19 protein-coding genes are annotated in these 17,390 nt (G+C 69.9%); all 19 read right to left on the reverse strand.

What is annotated here, in order from left to right; translation table 11 throughout:
• Window positions 1-5 precede the first annotated feature (5 nt).
• The gene (locus tag ADK55_RS06985) at window positions 6-554 is read right to left on the reverse strand and encodes a (2Fe-2S)-binding protein (protein WP_053676587.1); all 549 of its coding nucleotides are present in this window, start codon (window positions 552-554) and stop codon (window positions 6-8) included.
• Window positions 545-1,150, reverse strand: coding sequence for an NADPH-dependent F420 reductase (locus ADK55_RS06990; protein ID WP_053676588.1), 606 nt, complete (start codon window positions 1,148-1,150; stop codon window positions 545-547). The genes ADK55_RS06985 and ADK55_RS06990 overlap by 10 nt, the downstream gene beginning before the upstream one ends.
• A gap of 31 nt (window positions 1,151-1,181) precedes the next feature.
• Window positions 1,182-2,666 (reverse strand): aldehyde dehydrogenase family protein, encoded by a 1,485-nt coding sequence (locus tag ADK55_RS06995; RefSeq protein WP_053676589.1) that lies wholly within the window; start codon window positions 2,664-2,666, stop codon window positions 1,182-1,184.
• A 32-nt stretch (window positions 2,667-2,698) separates the two neighbouring features.
• Complete coding sequence (locus tag ADK55_RS07000; RefSeq protein WP_053676590.1) at window positions 2,699-3,439, reverse strand: type 1 glutamine amidotransferase domain-containing protein; 741 nt, start codon at window positions 3,437-3,439, stop codon at window positions 2,699-2,701.
• A 69-nt stretch (window positions 3,440-3,508) separates the two neighbouring features.
• Window positions 3,509-4,255 carry a MinD/ParA family ATP-binding protein gene (locus tag ADK55_RS07005; protein WP_053676591.1) on the reverse strand — a complete coding sequence of 249 codons (747 nt, stop codon included), beginning with the start codon at window positions 4,253-4,255 and terminating at the stop codon, window positions 3,509-3,511.
• The gene (locus tag ADK55_RS07010; protein WP_053676592.1) at window positions 4,256-5,515 is read right to left on the reverse strand and encodes a PP2C family protein-serine/threonine phosphatase; all 1,260 of its coding nucleotides are present in this window, start codon (window positions 5,513-5,515) and stop codon (window positions 4,256-4,258) included.
• Window positions 5,497-5,952 carry an ATP-binding protein gene (locus ADK55_RS07015; protein WP_063839467.1) on the reverse strand — a complete coding sequence of 152 codons (456 nt, stop codon included), beginning with the start codon at window positions 5,950-5,952 and terminating at the stop codon, window positions 5,497-5,499. The genes ADK55_RS07010 and ADK55_RS07015 overlap by 19 nt, the downstream gene beginning before the upstream one ends.
• A gap of 14 nt (window positions 5,953-5,966) precedes the next feature.
• Window positions 5,967-6,278, reverse strand: coding sequence for an STAS domain-containing protein (locus ADK55_RS07020; protein WP_053676593.1), 312 nt, complete (start codon window positions 6,276-6,278; stop codon window positions 5,967-5,969).
• A gap of 16 nt (window positions 6,279-6,294) precedes the next feature.
• On the reverse strand, window positions 6,295-8,442 hold the full coding sequence (gene glgX, locus ADK55_RS07025; RefSeq protein WP_234349930.1) for a glycogen debranching protein GlgX: 2,148 nt from the start codon (window positions 8,440-8,442) through the stop codon (window positions 6,295-6,297).
• On the reverse strand, window positions 8,439-8,789 hold the full coding sequence (locus ADK55_RS07030) for an STAS domain-containing protein (protein WP_053676594.1): 351 nt from the start codon (window positions 8,787-8,789) through the stop codon (window positions 8,439-8,441). Before ADK55_RS07030 ends, glgX begins: the two co-directional genes overlap by 4 nt.
• A 37-nt stretch (window positions 8,790-8,826) precedes the next feature.
• On the reverse strand, window positions 8,827-10,650 hold the full coding sequence (locus ADK55_RS07035) for an AGE family epimerase/isomerase (RefSeq protein ID WP_053676595.1): 1,824 nt from the start codon (window positions 10,648-10,650) through the stop codon (window positions 8,827-8,829).
• Between the two features lies 1 nt (window position 10,651).
• On the reverse strand, window positions 10,652-11,110 hold the full coding sequence (locus tag ADK55_RS07040) for a VOC family protein (RefSeq protein ID WP_053676596.1): 459 nt from the start codon (window positions 11,108-11,110) through the stop codon (window positions 10,652-10,654).
• The gene (locus ADK55_RS07045) at window positions 11,110-11,721 is read right to left on the reverse strand and encodes a DJ-1/PfpI family protein (protein WP_078998584.1); all 612 of its coding nucleotides are present in this window, start codon (window positions 11,719-11,721) and stop codon (window positions 11,110-11,112) included. The genes ADK55_RS07040 and ADK55_RS07045 overlap by 1 nt, the downstream gene beginning before the upstream one ends.
• Window positions 11,714-13,318: a GMC family oxidoreductase gene (locus tag ADK55_RS07050; protein ID WP_053676597.1), complete on the reverse strand. Its 1,605-nt coding sequence runs from the start codon at window positions 13,316-13,318 to the stop codon at window positions 11,714-11,716. The genes ADK55_RS07045 and ADK55_RS07050 overlap by 8 nt, the downstream gene beginning before the upstream one ends.
• A 12-nt stretch (window positions 13,319-13,330) precedes the next feature.
• Window positions 13,331-13,723: a nuclear transport factor 2 family protein gene (locus ADK55_RS07055; protein WP_053676598.1), complete on the reverse strand. Its 393-nt coding sequence runs from the start codon at window positions 13,721-13,723 to the stop codon at window positions 13,331-13,333.
• 12 nt (window positions 13,724-13,735) lie between these two features.
• A complete protein-coding gene (locus ADK55_RS07060) occupies window positions 13,736-14,191 on the reverse strand; it encodes a nuclear transport factor 2 family protein (RefSeq protein WP_053676599.1) in 456 nt (151 codons plus the stop codon).
• 28 nt (window positions 14,192-14,219) lie between these two features.
• Window positions 14,220-14,651, reverse strand: a complete 432-nt coding sequence (locus tag ADK55_RS07065) for a nuclear transport factor 2 family protein (RefSeq protein ID WP_053676600.1) — start codon at window positions 14,649-14,651, stop codon at window positions 14,220-14,222.
• A gap of 62 nt (window positions 14,652-14,713) precedes the next feature.
• Window positions 14,714-16,360: a thiamine pyrophosphate-binding protein gene (locus ADK55_RS07070; RefSeq protein ID WP_053676601.1), complete on the reverse strand. Its 1,647-nt coding sequence runs from the start codon at window positions 16,358-16,360 to the stop codon at window positions 14,714-14,716.
• Between the two features lie 9 nt (window positions 16,361-16,369).
• Complete coding sequence (locus ADK55_RS07075) at window positions 16,370-17,194, reverse strand: type 1 glutamine amidotransferase domain-containing protein (protein ID WP_053676672.1); 825 nt, start codon at window positions 17,192-17,194, stop codon at window positions 16,370-16,372.
• Window positions 17,195-17,390 lie beyond the last annotated feature (196 nt).

Raw genomic sequence — 17,390 nt, forward strand, 5'->3', positions numbered from 1 at the left:
CTCCCTCAACCCTCCTGTCCGGACGCGGCGGTCACGGCGTCGGCCATGGCGTCGCAGACGGCGTCCGTCCCAAGGGCCGCGGCCCGGGCCGAGGCGCAGGCGCGCTGCACGCCGCGCACGACGCTGTGGTAGCCGGTGCAGCGGCACAGGTTCCCGGTGAGCCACTCGCGGATCTCGGGTTCGGTGGGGGCGTCGCCGTCCGCCGTGTTCTCCACGAGTTCGCCCAGGGCCATGACCATGCCGGGCGTGCAGAAGCCGCACTGGGTGCCGTGCTCCTGCCGCAGGGCCTCCTGGAGGCCGGTCAGTTCGCCGCCCGGGGTGGCGACGCCCTCGATGGTGGTCACCTCGGAGCCGGCGGCGGCGACGGTGAGGACCAGGCAGCTCTTCGCGGACCTGCCGTCGAGTCGCACGACGCACGAGCCGCACTGTCCGGTGTCGCAGCCGACCTTGGTGCCGGTCAGTCCGAGGCCGTCGCGGAGCCGCTCCACGAGGAGTTCGTTCGGCTCCGCGGTGAATTCCCTGGGTCTTCCGTTGACATTCAGTGTCAGATCCATGCGAGCGCCTGCGCTTCCGTGAGCGGCTTGTCGAAGAGCGGACCGCCGGGCTGTTGGAGAATTCCTCCGGAATGGAGCGGTCCGGTGTCCACGGGCACGAATCCCAGATCCGTGATGATTCCCGCGACGATTCCTTTCGCCTTTTCGTCGTCGCCGGCGGTGAAATGGGCCAGACGCTCGCCTCCCGCGGTGCCGGCGACGGCGAGGGTCTCGAAATGCATGGTGTTGAGGGATTTCACGATCCGGGCGCCGGGATACCACTCGGCGACGAGTTCGCTGGATCCCCGGGCCGGGTCGCGGGGGGTGTCCGGTCCACCGAAGGCGTTGGTGGCGTCCACGAGCACGGTGTCCCGGACGGCGTCCTGGGACAGCAGCCCGCGGACGGCTTCGAAGGGGACCATCAGCACCGTGACCTCGGCCCGGGCGGCCACCTCGGCGGGGTGCGCCGCCGAGGCCGTCGGGCCGAGTTCGGCGATCAGGGGGTCGAGCGAGCGCGGTCCGCGCGCGTTGGCCAACACGACCTCGTGGCCCGCGGCCACGAGGATCCGGGCCAGTGTCGAACCGATCCGCCCGGTGCCGATGACGCCTGTCCTCATTGACGCTCCTCCGTGAACGGTGGTGGGTCGATCAGTCCATGCCGATCCAGACCGACTTGGTCTGGGTGTAGCTCTCCAGGGATTCGGGCCCGCACTCGCGGCCGTATCCGGAGGCCTTGTAGCCGCCGTACGGCACGGAGGGGTCGTACTGGTTGTAGCAGTTCACCCAGACCGTGCCGGCCTTGATCTGCGAGGCGACCCGGTGGGCGCGCCGCAGGTCCTTGGTGTGGACACCGGCGGCGAGTCCGTACGCGCTGTCGTTGGCGATGCGCACGGCGTCCTCCTCGGTGTCGAAGGGGATGATCGACAGGACCGGGCCGAAGATCTCCTCCTGGGCGATGCGCATGCCGTTGTCGACACCGGTGAACACGGTCGGCAGGAAGTAGAGGCCCTGGCTGGAGGCGCCCTCGGGGGTCCAGCCGGCGCCGCCGGTGCGCAGGATCGCGCCCTCCTTCTCGCCGACCTCGATGTAGGAGCTGACCTTGTCGAACTGGCCGCGGTGGGCCAGCGGACCGAACAGCGTCTCGGGGTCGCGGGGGTCTCCGGGCTTGAGGGCGGCGGCCCGGCGGACCAGCCGTTCGACCATCTCGTCGTGGATGGGGCGGTGCAGGAGCAACCGGGAGCCGGCGGTGCAGATCTCGCCCTTGTTGTAGTAGATGCCGAAGAAGGCGAGTTCCTCGGCGGCGTCGAGGTCGGCGTCGGCGAAGACGATGTTGGCGGACTTGCCGCCGAGTTCCATCGTCACCTTCTTCAGGGTGCCGGCCGACTTGCGGATGATGGCCTGGCCGACGACGGTCGAGCCGGTGAAGGCGATCTTGTCGATGTCCGGGTGGTCGGTGAGGGTCTCCCCCAGTTCCACCCCCGGACCGGTGATGACGTTCAGCACCCCGTCCGGGATCTCCGCCTCCTGGAAGAGCTCCGCGATCTTCAGCGCGGTGAGCGGGGTGGCCGGGGAGGGCTTGTGGACGACCGTGTTCCCGGCCGCGAGGGCCGGGGCGATCTTCGTCATCGAGAGCAGCAGCGGGAAGTTGAAGGGGGTGATGGCGCACACCACTCCCAGCGGTTCGCGCAGGGTGTACGCGAGCTGTCCGCCGGCCGGCGCCCGGGAGGAACCGTCCACCCGGGTGACCGCGCCCGCGTAGTAGTGCATGAGCTGTGCGGCCATCGGGGCGTCGACGGTGCTGGAGAAGGCGAAGGGTTTCCCCATGTCCACCGTCTCCAGCAGCGCGATCTCCTCCAGGTCCCGCTCGATGAGTTCACCGACCCGGTTCAGTCGCAGCGCGCGTTCCTGGGCGGACAGCCTGCTCCAGGGCCCTTCCTCGTACGCCTTGCGGGCGGCGGCCACGGCCGCGTCCGCGTCGGCGGCGGCGGCCTGGGCCACCGGCACGATCTCCTGCCCGTCCACGGGGCTCACGTCCGGTTCGGTACGGCCGTCCCGGGCCGGGACCCATTGGCCGCCGATGAACAGCTTCCCGGGGTTGGCCAGGGGCTTGCCGCTCAGCTCGCGCTTGGTCATGGCTGCCTTCCGGTGTCGTGTGCGGGGGCGTGTCAGCCCTTCGCGAGCTGCTGTAAGAACGTCTCGGCGAGGGCCTTCGAGCTGTACGGGTTCTGGCCGGTGGTCAGCCCGCGGTCCACGACCACGTGCGAGTCCCAGATCGCCTCGGCCTTCTCGTACCGGGCGCCGAGCCTGGTGAGCTCGACCTCCAGGATCAGCGGGAGCCGGCCGGCCATGTTGGTGACCAGTTCCTCGCTGTGCGAGAAGGCGGTCATCAGGTAGCCCTCGAAGGGCCAGCGGCCCTCGCCGTCGCGCAGGGCGAGGAGCGCGGTGTGGCCGTGGCACACGGTGGCGAGCGGCTTGTCCTGGGCGATGACCCAGCGCAGGATCTGCGCGAGTTCGTCGGACTTGGGCAGGTCGCCGATGGCTCCGTGACCACCGCTGACGTAGACGCCGTCGTACTGCGCGATGTCCTTCTCGCCGAGGGATTCCAGCGCGAGGGGGTGTCGCAGTTGGTCGGTCTCCTCGATGACCCGGACGTACTCGGCGGCGTTGGCCGCGTCCTCGTTCGGGGAGCCCGCCGGGCGGACCCACTGGAGGAACTGCGGGTCGATGCTGGTCGGGTCGACGGTGGGGGCCACTCCACCGATCGTCGCCACGTCCACGGTGTGACCCGCGGCCCGGAACAGCTCATGGGGAACCACGAATTCCTCGGCCCAGAATCCCGAGGGGTGTTGTTCCCCGTCCAGCAGATGAAGCGTGGCCTTTGCCGTCATGACGACGAGAATCTTCATGATTCTCTCCTAGTTCTGGATTCGCTGCCGATTCAACACGCCCCCTGCTGGAGGCGTAAGGGGAAGGCGTCAGGCCCGTGATACTTCGTCACGTGCGTCCAACGCCGACAGGATCGCGCGGAATTCACCGACCAGGGAGTGGTCGGGATGGGCTTCTGCAAATATGCGTTCTCCGTAGAGCGCCGCCATTTCCGGCACATACGGAAGGATTCCGGCGAGCGGCGCCCCGTAGACGTCCTCGGCCCGCCGTCGGACCGCGGCCCGGTCGATGCCCTCGGGCGCCATGCTCAGGACCAGGGCTCGCCGGCAGGCCAGCCGGCCGACGAGGGCGATGGTCTCCTCGACCCCGGAGAGGTCGATCCGGTCCGCCCGCGCCATGATCATCACCACGTCGGCGCTCGCCATCGCGGTCACCGATTCGTTGTTGAGGCCGGCGTGGGTGTCGAGCAGCAGCACGTCGAGCGCGAAGTGCCCGGCCAGCCGGTCGAAGCCCTCCGGCAGGAGCCCCACGTCGTACCCGGTGGACATCAGCTCGCGCAGGGCCGGGGTCCCGGTCCGGGCCGGCACGACGTACAGCCCGGGCAGTCGGGTCCGCTGGGCCGCGGCCTCGATCTCGCAGCGTCCGAGCAGGTAGTCGGCGAGCGAGCCCGCGCCGGGTGGCAGTCGGAAGAGCAGGTCCAGGGTGGGCGACTGGATGTCGGTGTCGACCACCCCCACCCGGCGCCCCCCGGCCGCGATCAGCAGGGCGAGGTTGGCCAGGGCCGAGGACTTCCCGGTGCCGCCGCGGTGCGAGTGCGCCGCGATGGTCCGGGTCATCTACGCCACCACCCTGTGACCGGCGCCGTCCACGTGCGGCCCCCGCGCCGCACGTGGCCGGTGCAGGGCCAGCATGGTGACGTCGTCGTGCTGTTCGGCGGTGCCGGTGTGCTCGCGTACCGCCCGGTCCATCCGCTCGACCGTGTCCTTGCCGCTCACCGGGGGGCCGGCGAGCAGTTCGAGCATGCGCGCGTCCCCGAGGAAGGCCCCGTCGGGACAGCGCGCCTCCGGCACCCCGTCGGTGAAGACGAAGAGGGTGTCGCCGGGGTTCACCTGGGCGTAGCCGAGGGTGTAGACGCAGTCGGGCAGCACCCCGACGGCCGGTCCGGTGACGTCCAGCGGGACGGGTACGTCGCCCGAGCCGGAGAGCAGCAGGGGCGGGTTGTGGCCGCCGTTGATGTAGACGAGGCTCCCGGTGAGCGGGTCGAGCACGCCGAAGAACAGGGTGGCGAAGTACCCCTGTCTGAGGTGGTTGCGGGTGAGGTAGCCGTTGGTGGCGGTGACCGCGTTGAGCAGGGGGGTGGCGCCGACGACGGGGGTGCGCCGGCCCCCTCCGGTGCGGCCCGCCGCCATCAGGTGCTGGAGGCCGCTGTTCTCGGCGGTGTGCCGCAGCAGTGAGCGGATCAGCGCCATGAAGAGGGCCGCGCCGACACCCTTGTCACAGACGTCGGCGACGACGACGGCGAGGCGGCGCCCCCGGGAGAGTTCGAAAACGTCGTAGAAGTCCCCGGCGACCTGGCGTGCGGGCCGGAAGCAGACGTCGATCTCCCAGCCGTCCGGGACGGGCAGCGATTCGGGCAGGAAGCCCGCCTGGATCTCCCGACCGATCTCCAACTCCTTCTCGTATCCCATGAGTTCCGCGCGGGCGTCGGCCTCCCGCAGGGTTCGTCCGAGTCCGGCGCGCTCGGAGCAGCTGTGCAGTCGGGCCCCGACCAGGGCCGGCAGGAACGGCGGTACCAGGTAGTCGTGCCCGAGCCGCACGTGTTCCTCCAGCGCGGTGAACCCGGCCACCGTCCAGACGACCACGATGGGGGCGCCGGCCCGGCGGCGCAGCCTGCGCACGGCCACCCGTACGGACTCCCCGTCGGCCTCGGCCGGGGCGAGCAGCACGTCGGCGGCGGGCAGCGTCTCCTGGCGGTCGTGCAGCAGTTGCGACAGCGTGCGCGAGACGGGTTCCGCGTCCATCAGCCTGAGCGCGTCGAGCAGTTCGGCCGGGGGCGGGGGGTACTCGTCAAGGATGATCACGGTCGTGGAGGGCATGGATCCGTCCCCTCGGCCTTCACGGTCAGCGTGCTGATGTTGCGGCTGTCCCTGCGGGCGTAGTGGTATGCGTCCACGCTGGTCAGCGCGAGATGAATACCGAGGCCGCCGACCCGCCGCCGCTGCGGGGGGACCCCGGCGGCGGGAGGCAGGCGCCCTGCGACGGGGTCGAACGCGGGCGCGGTGTCCTCGATGACGATCCGCACCCCGTCCGGGCCGGAGCAGCCGCGGACGGTGATCCGTCCGTCGCCGCCCCGGTATCCGTGCATCACGATGTTGGTGGCCAGTTCGTCCACGGCCAGCCGGATCCGGTACGTGGCTCTCTTGCCGAGCCCGGCCCGGCCGGCCAGCCGCAGGACGAACGCGGCGATGTCGCCCAGTGCCCCCACCGTCGCGGGCACCTCCAGCACACAGGGCTTCCTCGCCAGTTCGACCATGTCACCCACGGCCGTCACTCATCGGTGAGGATGATGCTCCGGTCCAGTCCGGCCGTGCGGATGGTCCGGGAGACGGGCTCGATGGCGCCGACCACCTTGATGGTGACGTGGTCGGCGACCTTCTGCTGGGCGAAGACCAGTGAGCGCAGTCCGGCGCTCGCCATGTAGCCGACGCCGGCCATCCGGATCTCGACGGTGCTGGTGCCGTGACCGGCGGCCTTCTCGATGGTCTGGTGGAACTCCGGTGCGGTCTTGGCGTCCAGCTCGCCCGTCAGTTCGATCACGGTGGTGTCGCCCTCGATGCTCAGGGACACGGAAAGCGGCATGTCAGGTCTCCTTCGGTCAGAGGGTCCCGGTCGTCTCGGGATCGTTCGCGCGGCCCACGAGGATCACCACCGAGCGCGGGCCGATCAGGTACTTGCCGGCGTTGTCGAGTTCCTGCTCCGCCCCGGGGGTGCGGATGTCGTACGGCGCCTCGTTGCCGGTGTCGGCGAACAGGTGCCAGCTCCGGCCTCCCGGCAGGGCGGGCAGTTCCAGGTCGTGCGACTCCCAGTGCGCGTTCATGGCCACGTACACCACGTCGTCGTCGCCGGTGCCGCAGCGGGCGACCGCCAGCAGCCGGGCGTCGCCGGACCAGTCGGGTTGCCAGGCCCGCTCCCCGTGCCAGCTGATGTCCGGCAGACCGAGGCCGTCGCGCATGCGGCCGGTGGGGTGGACGGTGGCGCGCAGCTCACGGTGGCGCTTGCGGAAGGCGATCATCTCGCGCGTGAACCGCAGCAGGTCGGCGTTCTCGTCGACCTGGTCCCAGTCGAACCAGGAGAGTTCGTTGTCCTGGCAGTAGGTGTTGTTGTTGCCCTGCTGGCTGCGTGCGACCTCGTCCCCGGACAGCAGCATCGGAATGCCCTGGCTGGTGAAGAGGATGGCGAGGGCGTTCTTCATCTGGCGTTCGCGCAGCGCGTTGATCCCCGGGTCGTCGGTCGGCCCCTCGACGCCGCAGTTCCAGCTGGCGTTGTCGTTGCCCCCGTCGTTGTTGCCCTCGCCGTTGGCCTCGTTGTGCTTGTCGTTGTAGGAGACCAGGTCGGCGAGCGAGAACCCGTCGTGCGCGGTCAGGAAGTTGACCGACGCGGAGGTTCCGCGCCCGGAGTAGAGGTCGGGCGAGCCGGCGATGCGGGTGGCGAGTTCCCCGGTCACCCCGGGATCGCCCTTGAGGAAGCTGCGCACGGTGTCGCGGTACTTGCCGTTCCACTCCGCCCAGCGGCCGTACGCCGGGAAGTTGCCGACCTCGTAGAGGCCGCCCGCGTCCCAGGCCTCGGCGATGAGCTTGGTGTGGCGCAGGACGGGGTCGTAGGCGAGGAGTTCCAGCAGCGGCGGGTTGGGCAGCGGGGTGCCGTCCGCGGACCGGCCCAGGATGGCGGCGAGGTCGAAGCGGAAGCCGTCGATGTGGTAGTCGGCGACCCAGTGGCGCAGGCAGTCGAGCACGTAGTTGCGCACGACGGGGTGGTTGCAGTTGACGGTGTTGCCGGTGCCGCTGAAATTGAAGTAGTACCCCTCGGGCGTGAGCATGTAGTACGTGGCGTTGTCGAGCCCCTTGAAGGAGATGGTCGGGCCCTGCTCGTTGCCCTCGGCGGTGTGGTTGAAGACGACGTCGAGGATGACCTCGATGCCGGCGGCGTGCAGGTCCTTGATCAGGGTCCGGAACTCGTCGCCCTGCATCCCGTAGCGTCCGGTGGCCGCGTAGCCGGCCTTGGGCGCGAAGAACGACACGGTGTTGTAGCCCCAGTAGTCGTAGAGCTTCTCGCCCGTCTCCGGGTTGCTCCGCGGGTTGTCGCTCTCGTCGAACTCGAACACCGGCAGCAACTCGATGCAGTTGACCCCGAGTTCTCTCAGGTACGGGATCTTCTCGCGCAGCCCCGCGAAGGTGCCCGGGGCGGTGACCCCCGAGGAGGGGTGTCGGGTGAAGCCGCGCACGTGGGCCTCGTACACGACGAGGTCCTCGGCGGGGATCCGCAGCGGGGTGTCGTCCGCCCAGTCGAAGTCCTGGAGGCAGACCCGCGAGCGGTACTGGTAGCCGCGGCCCCGGTCGGGTTCCACGCCCCACACGTCGCGGCCGGCGATCAGCCGGGCGTAGGGGTCGGAGAGGATCTGGCGGGCGTCGAAGCGGTGCCCGGTGACGGGGTCGTAGGGGCCGTCGGCCCGGTACCCGTACTCGATGTTCTCGTGGTCGAGGCCGAAGACCGTCATGGCGAACACGCTGCCCGTGCGGAACTCCTCCGGGAACTCCAACTCGGCCATCGGCTCGGGCTCGCCGCGCCGGAACAGGACCAGGGTCATGGAGGTGGCCTGGTCGGAGAAGACGGAGAAGCTGACCCCGCCGGGGACCACGTTGGCCCCGAAGGGGAACGGCTTGCCCGCCCGGACGCGGTACCCGCCCACCTCGTGGGTCGGGTACGCGTCGACGCGCAGCACCTGCTCGGACCGGGACTCGGTCATCGCGCGGCCTTCGCCTTGGCCTTGGCCTCGGCGGCCGCGGCCTCGCCGGCCGAGAAGAAGTCGAGGAAGCCGGTGGCCGACATGACGAACCGGACCTCCTCGCTCACCCCGTACAGGGTCACCGCGACGCCGGCGTGCTGCGCCTCGCGGTAGACGACGAGCAGGGTGCGCAGACCCGCGCTGGAGACGTAGTCGACGGCGGTGAGGTCGATGCGCAGTGGCCGGCCCTCGCGGACCAGCGGCAGCAGGGCCTGGAGCAGTGCGCCCGAGGTCTCGCTGTTGATCTCGCCGGTGGCGACGAGCACGGTGGCCGTCTTGTTCCGACGTTCCTTCACACTCAGTGTCATTGTCTTCCCCTCGTGTCGGGGCGCCCCCCGTTGAGCGCTACTTCTGGGTGACGGGCCGGAGCCGTACCTTGACCTTGACCCGTCCCTGGACGTCGGGCAGGCGGACGGTCAGGCCGTCCGCGTCGAAGTCCGTCCACGGCTTCTCGTCGATCTCGACGGACGCGACGGCCACGGATCCCGCGGGGAGCAGGTCGGGCGAGACGCGCAGCACGCGGTCGGGCAGGTTCGTGGGGTCGGGTTGGAAGTGGAAGTCCATCTCCCGACCGTTGACGAGCAGGTTGTTGTAGACGGCGGAGAGGTAGCAGAGTTCCGCCGAGTGGTACATGGACATCGAGTGGCTGCCCTTGAGGCGCTCGGTGCCGAGGAGGTACGGCGTGCCGCCGGCCAGCACGTTGAAGTAGACGGCGCCCTCGTCGTGGTCGAGGAAGAAAGTGTTGTAGAAGGCCTCCGCCTGTCGGGCCTCGCGCCGGTACGCGTCCCCGCCGACGGTGCCGTTCAGGATGAGGTAGGCGAGGATCGCCTGTTCCTGCTGCCACCAGGCCTTGCGGTCGTGCCAGGCGAAACGGTGTGTCTCCTCGTCGCCGGACCTGGTCCGCTCGACCACGTCGTACCAGCCGCCGCGCTGCACGTCGCTGCCGACGGCCGGCATGATGTCGCCGATCCTGCGCGCCAGTTCCTCGTAGGCCGGCTTGGCCTTCAGCGAGTTCATCCGCATCAGGTTCCAGGCGATCTTGAGGTTGTGACCGACGACGGCGCGGTTCTGCTGCCAGCTGTGCTCCGTGTCGGCCGACCAGTCGCGGTGGAAGCGCTCCTGGACGAACGGGCTGTTCTTGTAGTCCGGGAAGCGGTCCGCGATGGTGTCGAAGGTGTACTCCAGGAAGTCGGCGTACTTCTGCTCGCCGGTCGCCAGGTACAGGTTGATCAGGTAGGCGGGCGCGTGGTCGCCGACCGAGTTCCAGTTCTTGCGCTCCGCGTTCTCCCCCAACGACTCGTGGTCGGCGCTGAAGAGGATCGGGTCGATGTGCGAGTAGTAGCCGCCCTGCTCCGGGTCGTGGAAGAACTTGTCGAAGAGCCGGATGGTGGCGTCGGCGTCGTTCTTGATCCGGACGTCGCCGGTTATCCGGTAGGTCTGGATCGGGCCGGCCAGGGCGTAGATCTGCTCGTACATCGGGATCGCGTCGTAGTCGTCGGAGAACTCCGAGGTGAACAGCTTGCGTTCGCTGTCCCCGTCCACGCTGATGCCGTGGTACCAGAAGACCACGTCCTCCTCGCTGTCCACGACCCGCATGTGCTTGCGCAGGTACTCGGTGCCTCGCTCGGCGACCTCCAGGTACTCGTCCTTGCCGGTCAGCAGGTAGGCCGAGGCCATGCCGTAGACCAGGCGGGAGATCGTGTCGGTCTCCTGGACATGACTGGCCGTCTTGTCCCCGCCGAGGCGGATCTCGGTGCGGTACTCGGTGAAGTCCACCGGCCCGTCGCCGAACTGCGCGCGCCGGTAGAAGGTGGCCAGCGACTCGATCTGCTTGATCCACCAGCTCGGCTCCTCGAACCGGTAGTCCTCCGCGCCGCGTCCGAGGAACACCAGCCGCTTGGCGTCGAACCGGCCTCCGTGCTCGGGGTAGTGGATGCCGTAGACGTAGAGGAAGCGGCCGGGCGAGAGCATCTCGTCGAGGTGCCCGGAGGCGTCGACGTAGGGCTCGTCGAGGTTGCGGACCAGTTCGGCGCTCGGGTCGCCGGCCAGCGACACCTCGAAGGCGCGGCCGTCCGCGGTCTTCAGGCCGAGCAGCCGGGTTCCGGAGTCGAAGCGGCTGACGTAACCGGCGATGGTGTCGGAGAAGGAGAAGCTCACGGCATCCGCCATGTCATGCACCGTCCGTTTCGTTGAAGGGCCCACCGGGCTGTCGCGGCGTGCCGTGCTCGTCCTCGTATCCCTGGCTGACCTCGACGATCACCCCGTCGGGGTCGCGGACCCACACGGTCCGCCAGCCGTGGATGAAGTCGTCGAAGTCCATTGGTCCCAGGGTCACTTCGGCCGCGTCCCCCAGCTCCGCCAGGAACGCGTCCACGTCGTCGGTCTGGAAGGCCAGGTGACGCAGCCGCCCGGGCGCCTGGGGCCCGTCGTCGTGGGCGGGGATCGCCGGCTCCGTGCCGGCCGCGAAGAGTTCCAGGTACGCGTCCCCCTGGCGCAGGAAGACGATCGTCGACTCTCCGAGGTCGACCACGCGGGCCCGCCGGAAGCCGAAGTACCGGGTGTAGAACTCCTCGGTGGCCTTCTGGTCGGCGCAGTTGAGGCCGACGTGCGACCAGACCACGGCCGCCATCAGTCGGCGCCCCGGCCGCGGCCGGCCGCGATCAGCTCGATGATCCGCCGGGCGAAGAGGTGGTGGTGGGCGCCGGTGCGGCCGGTGACCAGGTCGCCGTCGACGACCACGTCCTCGTCCACGTACTGGGCGCCCATGTTCCGGACGTCACCGACGAGGTTGTTGTGGCAGACGACCTTGCGACCGCGGATCTTGTCCGGGATCGAGGCGGCCAGCCACATGCCGTGGCAGATGATCCCCTTGAGGACCGTCGGTTCCTCGAAGGCCCTGCGCAGCAGCTCCGTCGCCGGCGCGAGCACGTCCACGTCCTCGGTGTAGCGCAGCCGGTCGGCCACCATGCCCGAGGGCACGATGATCGCCGCGTACCGGCGCAGTTCCTCGTCGGTCAGCCCCTCCAGGGAGCGGTCGGCGGTGAACGGCGCCCGGTACTCGTGCCCGGTGAAGGTGAGGGAGTCGTTGCCCCACAGCCGGGTCAGGAAGTCGACCTCGGCGCCCTCCTCGGCGAAGCGGTGTCGGTAGTAGAAGATCTCCGGTTCGTAGAAGTCGCTCTCGACCAGGACCGCGATCCGGGTCCCTGACAGCGCTCCCTCGCGCGGTACGGCGTCAGGCACGGGACTCTCCCTTGAGGAAGTCCGCCGCGCGCTCGGCGATCATCGCGATGGCGGTGTGGCAGTTGCCCGACGGGACGGCGGGCATCACGCTCGCGTCGACGACGCGCAGGTTGCGCACGCCGTGCACCCGCAGCTCGGGGTCGACGACGGAGAGGTCGTCGATGCCCATGCGGCAGGAGCCGGCCTGGTGGTGGTAGCTCTCGGACTTCCGCTTCACGAAGGTCCGCAGGTCCTCGTCGCTCACGAAGCCGGGACCGGGCTGGAGTTCCTGCTTGTACCAGGGCGAGAAGGCGGAGGTCGCGAAGAGCTCCCGGGCGATCTTGACGCCCTGCACCATCCGCTCCAGGTCCCAGCGGTCGCCCAGGTAGTTCGGGTTGATCAGCGGGTGGGCCAGCGGGTCGGCGCTCGCCAGCCTGATCCAGCCGCGCGAGACGGGGCGTACGACGCCCGGCAGGATGCTGACCGTGTTCGGGTGGTCCTGACCGACGATCACGTCGAACGGCACGTGGACGAAGGCGATCTGCAGGTCGGGGGCGGGCAGGCCGGGCCGCGAGGACAGGAACAGAGCGCTCTCGGAGAGGTTTTGTGTCGGCGCCGGGAGCGGCTGGGTGACCTCGGCCATCAGCCCGGTCAGCACGTGGTTGTGGAAGTTCTCCCCGACGCCGGGCAGGGCCGCGGTGACCTCGATGCCGTGGGCGCGCAGTTGCTCCGGGTGCCCGATGCCGGAGAGCAGCAGCAGTTTCGGGGACTCGATGGCCCCCGCCGCCACGACGACCTCCCGGCGGGCGCGTGCGGTGTGTGTCCCGGGCGAGCCCGAGTCGCCGTGGCCGTCGCGGACGGTGCGGCCGGGGAACTCCGCGGGCGGGGCGAGGCGGGTGTACTCCACGCCCGTGCAGGTGTTCCCGTCGAACAGCAGCCGGGTGCTCTGCGCGTGGGTGCGCAGGGTCAGGTTGGGGCGGTCGAGCGCCGGTTCGAGGTAGGCGGCGAGGGCGCCCTGCCGGCGGCCGTCGGCCACGTCGATGTGGTGCCAGCCGGTGCCGAACAGTCCGCGCCGGGGGCCGTCGGTGTTGAAGTCGGCGATCTCCTCGTGGCCGAGTTCCACGGCCGCGTCGATGAAGGCGCGGGAGGTCGGGTTCGGGTGGTGCCGGCCGGCGTGCGTGATCCGCTGGGGGCCCCGGGTGCCGGTGGTCGCCGCGGTGGCGTCCTCCTGTCCCTCCAGCCGGGCGAACCAGGGCAGTACGTCCTCGTACGACCAGCCGGCCGCGCCCTGGTAGGCCCAGTTGTCGAAGTCCGAGGCGTGGCCCCGGACGTGCATCATGATGTAGAGGTTGCTGCTGCCGCCGGGGGCCTTGCCGCGGGGTTCGTAGGTGCGCCGGCCGTCGAGGCCGGGCTGCGGGACGCTGGTGTACCCCCAGTCGAGGGGTCCGCCGAGCAGCTTGTACCAGGAGGAGGGGTCGTCCACCTCGGGCGGGATGCGCGGGCCTCCGGCCTCCAGGACGAGGACGGTGACGTCGGGGTCCTCGGAGAGCCGGTTGGCGAGCACGCTGCCGGCGGTGCCGGCGCCGACCACGATGTAGTCGTATGCGTCCACGGTCATCGCGGGGCCCCCTCAGTCCCGGCTCAGGACTTGGAAGGGGACCGTGTCGTGGTGGTTCGCCATGTAGGCGATCTTTCCGTCCACGATCCGGAAGAAGTTCATGACCTCGGCCTCGATGGCCCCGCCGTTCGCCGCGACGGCGGTCAGGTGGGACACGGCCGCGGCCTTCTCCCCGTCGACGAGGAAGTGCACGGGCTCGTTCCGGAAGACCCGGTACATCGTCCCCATGCCCTTCATCATCGAGCGCAGGGTCTCCAGGCCCTCGATGTGGCCGGCGAGCTGCTCGTCCATGACCTGGTCGTCGGCGAACAGGTCGCACCAGCGGTCCCAGTCACCGGCATTGGCGTACTCGTAGTACTTCCGAAGGATCTCGGTCGAGCTCTCTCGTGCGTCCGACGCGCTCATCGCGCTCCTCCCCTATCGGTCCCTGCGGGTTCCGTCCGGTGCGAACGGCGCCCAGAACTGGCTGAACGCGGAAGCCGTGTCGCCGAAGAGCCCGTCGCGGCCCTCGACGATCCGGCCGTCGCGCCACCGCATGAAGTGAAAGACCGGGTAGTCCATCCGCTCGTACGGGGACGTGCTCGCCGGGTCCGCGCCGTCCCGCAGGGCGACGTTGCGGCACACGTCGGCGCTGCAGTCCTCGCCGACGAGCACCGCCTGGACGTCCATCCGGAAGGTGCCGCCGGTGAGCTTGTGGGTCTGCCCCATCAGCTCCAGGAAGGCGTCGAGGCTCTCGTACCAGCCGGCCAGCGGGTGGTTGCCCGGCACCAGCCAGCGCAGGTCCTCGGAGTAGTACTCCAGGACGCGCGCCCGGTCCCCGGAGCCCAGGGCCCGGTAGGCCGCCTCGACCCGCTCCCGTGTCACTTCGGTCATCGCCGCTCCTCCTCGCGGTCGCCGGCGCTCACAGGGCGCCGGAACCGGGCATCGGCGCCAGCTCGTTGACGGTGTACTGCTTGATCAGCGGCCCGTCCGGGCCGGCCACCAGGGTCCAGGTCTGGTCGGCGTCGAAGCCGAGCCACTGGCTGCGGGCGGCCGGCGGGTCCCAGATCTTGGCCTGCCAGTTCACGAGGACCCGGACGATGGCCCGGTCGCCCTCGATGACGGGCTCGACCTTCGTGACGGTGTGGACCTCGTCGAAGAACCGGTGGGTGACGGCCGCGTACCAGCGGCCGAAGCCCTCGTGCCCGAGGAAGGTGTCCTCGGGCACCTTGAACTCCAGGTCCTCCGTGACGAGGGCGAGCACCCGGGCCGGCGGAAGGTGCTGGTCCAGTGCCACGTACCAGTCCTCGATGAAGCTGCGGATCGCGTCCTCGGTCAGCCGTTCGGCGGGCATGCGGTCTCCTCCTGTCCGTGCCGGTGAGGTGGTGCGGGACTCAGATGAGGTGGTGCGGGGACTCAGATCTGGATGTCGACGAGGTACGGGCCGGGGTGGGCCAGCATCCTGGTGACGGCGGTGACCGCCTCGTCCGGCTTCTCCACCCGCGTCCCGTCCGCGCCGAGGGCCCGCGCCAGGCCGGCGAAGTCGATCTCGGGGTGGGAGAGGTCGAAGGAGCCCGGGAAGGCGTGCTCGGCGATGTCCCGCTCCTGCCAGTACCGGGTGATGTTGTCGTCGAGCAGCCGGTACTTGCGGTTGTTGCAGACCACGAACTTGGCGTCGATCCCGTGCCGGACGGCGGTCCACAGCGCCTGGTACGTGTACATCGAGCCGCCGTCCCCGGCGAAGCCGACGACGAGCCGGTCCGGGCGGGCCAGCTTGGCCCCGACCGCCCCCGGGAGGCCCACCCCGAGCGAACCGCCCCGGGTGAGGTGGTAGTCGCCCGGCCGCTCCGCCGGCAGGTACCTCGTGACCAGCGGCGAGGTGGTCAGCGCCTCGTCGAAGACGATGAGGTCGCCCCCGGTCCGCTCGGCGAGGGTCCGCAGGAAGACGGCCATCGGCGTGCCGTCGTCGTCGCTCCGCCCGCCGTCGAGGGCGGCGCGGGCCCGCTCGCGGGCCCGCGCGTCCAGCCGGGCCGCCGCGGCGGCGCGCTGCCGGGTGGTCTGCCGCTGTCGCAGTACGCCCGCCAGCGCGCGCAGCGCCTCCTTGGGGTCGGCGGCGAGGCCGAGGTCCACCGGGTGGTTCTTGGCGATCTCGTAGGCGTCGAGGTCGATGTGCACGACCTTCGCGCCCGCCCGGAAGGGGCTCTCCAGCTCGGGGAACACCTCCGGGAAGACATAGGTGCCGACGATCAGCACCCCGTCCGCGCCGCCGATCAGCTCCTTGCTGTGCGGGCCGAACATGTGGCCGGTCTGGCCGCGGCGCAGCGGGTGGGAGGCCGCGATGTTCACCTCGGAGGAGTCGACCTCGTACACGTCGGCGCCCAACAGCTCGGCCACCGCCACGAGTTCGGCCTGCGCCCCGGAGAGGGCCACCCCGTCCCCGATCAGGACGACCGGCCGCTCGGCGGCGGCGAGGAGTTCGGCCGCCCGCCCCACCGAGGCCGGTGAGGGCGCCACGTCGGTGAGCGGCACCGAAGTGGGCAACACGGGCTCGGAGTTGAGCTCGTCCAGCACGTCCATGGGCAGGGCCACGAACACCGGTCCGCGCGGCGGGGTCAGGGCGATCTTGACGGCCCGTCGTACGGTGCGCAGCACGGACCGCGGGTCGGTGACCCGGGTCGCGTACTTGGTGACCGGCCTCGCCATCGCCACCAGGTCGCAGGCCATCTGCGCGTCCATGGCGTCGTAGCGGACCCCGGCGTCACCGGCGACGACGACGAGCGGGGTGTGGCCGCGCAGCGACTGGTACAGCATGCCGATGCCGTTGCCCAGACCCACGCCGGAGTGCAGCTGGAGCAGCGCCGCACCGCCGGTGGCGCGGGCGTAGCCGTCGGCGATGCCGGCCGCCACGGTCTCCTGGAGGGCGAGGACGTAGTGGAAGTCCGCCGCCGCGTCGACCGCGTCGAGGAACCCCTGTTCCACCGTCCCCGGATTTCCGAACATCACGTGCAGACCGTCGGCCTTGAACTGCTCGATCAGCCTTTCCCGTCCGGGAGTGGCTTCCATGAATTCCCCCTACCACCCGTAACGGGTGAGACCGTCCTCCAGCACTTCCACGATCTTCTGCCCCGTCAAATAGGAATCGGGGGTGGAACGACCCGTCACGAACGGGTAGTCGACGATCACCGACAGGGGGTGGCCGAAATTCCCGTGGTACGCGCCGTTCGGACCGGTGGCATCGCGCAGGATGTATTCGAGCGGGTACGGCGGCGGCCCCATGTTGAAGTCGGTGCCGAGGAATCCGGTGCCGTCCTTGTAGTCGTATTCCTTGCAGTGGCCGGTCACGTGCTTGCCCCGGATGATGCTCTCGCGGTCGCCCCAGTCGCGGGCGAAGGCCAGGCAGGCGACCCCGTAGCACTCGGCGGCCACGACCTTGCCGGCGTTCTTGAAGGCCAGGATCAGGGCGTGTACGCGTTCGTTGTTGGCGAGGTCCGCGATCGGCCCGCTGCCTCCCACCACGAGGATCGCGTCGAATCCGGCGATCTCCTCCTGGAGTCGGTCCAGATCGCGGTGGTACTGCTCCAGCCGGGGCAGGTAGTCCGCGTCGCTGGTGTACGGGCGCTCGGGGGCCCAGGCCTCGATGTCGATCGGCGAGTCCAGTCGGCTCGACTGCTCGAACTCGCGGCCGAGCCGGGCGTTCTCCTCGGTGGTCACCGAACGGCCCAGCGGTGGGTCGACGTAGTGCGCGTCGAGGCTCGGCGGGAGGGCGTGCGCCCGCTTTCCGGTGGGTGTGGCGAATACGACTTCGTAGCCCCGCTCGTCGAACTTCGATACGGGCCCGATCAATTCCTCGGCCCAGTAACCGTGTTCGGAGACAATGACCAGAATCTTTCTGCTCACGGATTCCTCCAGGCGCCGCCTGTTGTCGTTGGCGTCCCCCACACTGCTTCCGCCCGGGGCCTGCGTCAAAGCGCCCGTGTGCGACTTCGTGAGGTAGAAGGGCAGCCCGGCCCGACACCTCACGTAGTCATCTCGCGAGGTCATGAAGTAGCCCCGACACTTCATGACCTCGGCCGAATCGGTGAACCATTCCCGA

It is taken from the genome of Streptomyces sp. WM4235 (assembly GCF_001279725.1).
Taxonomy (GTDB): Bacteria; Actinomycetota; Actinomycetes; order Streptomycetales; family Streptomycetaceae; genus Streptomyces.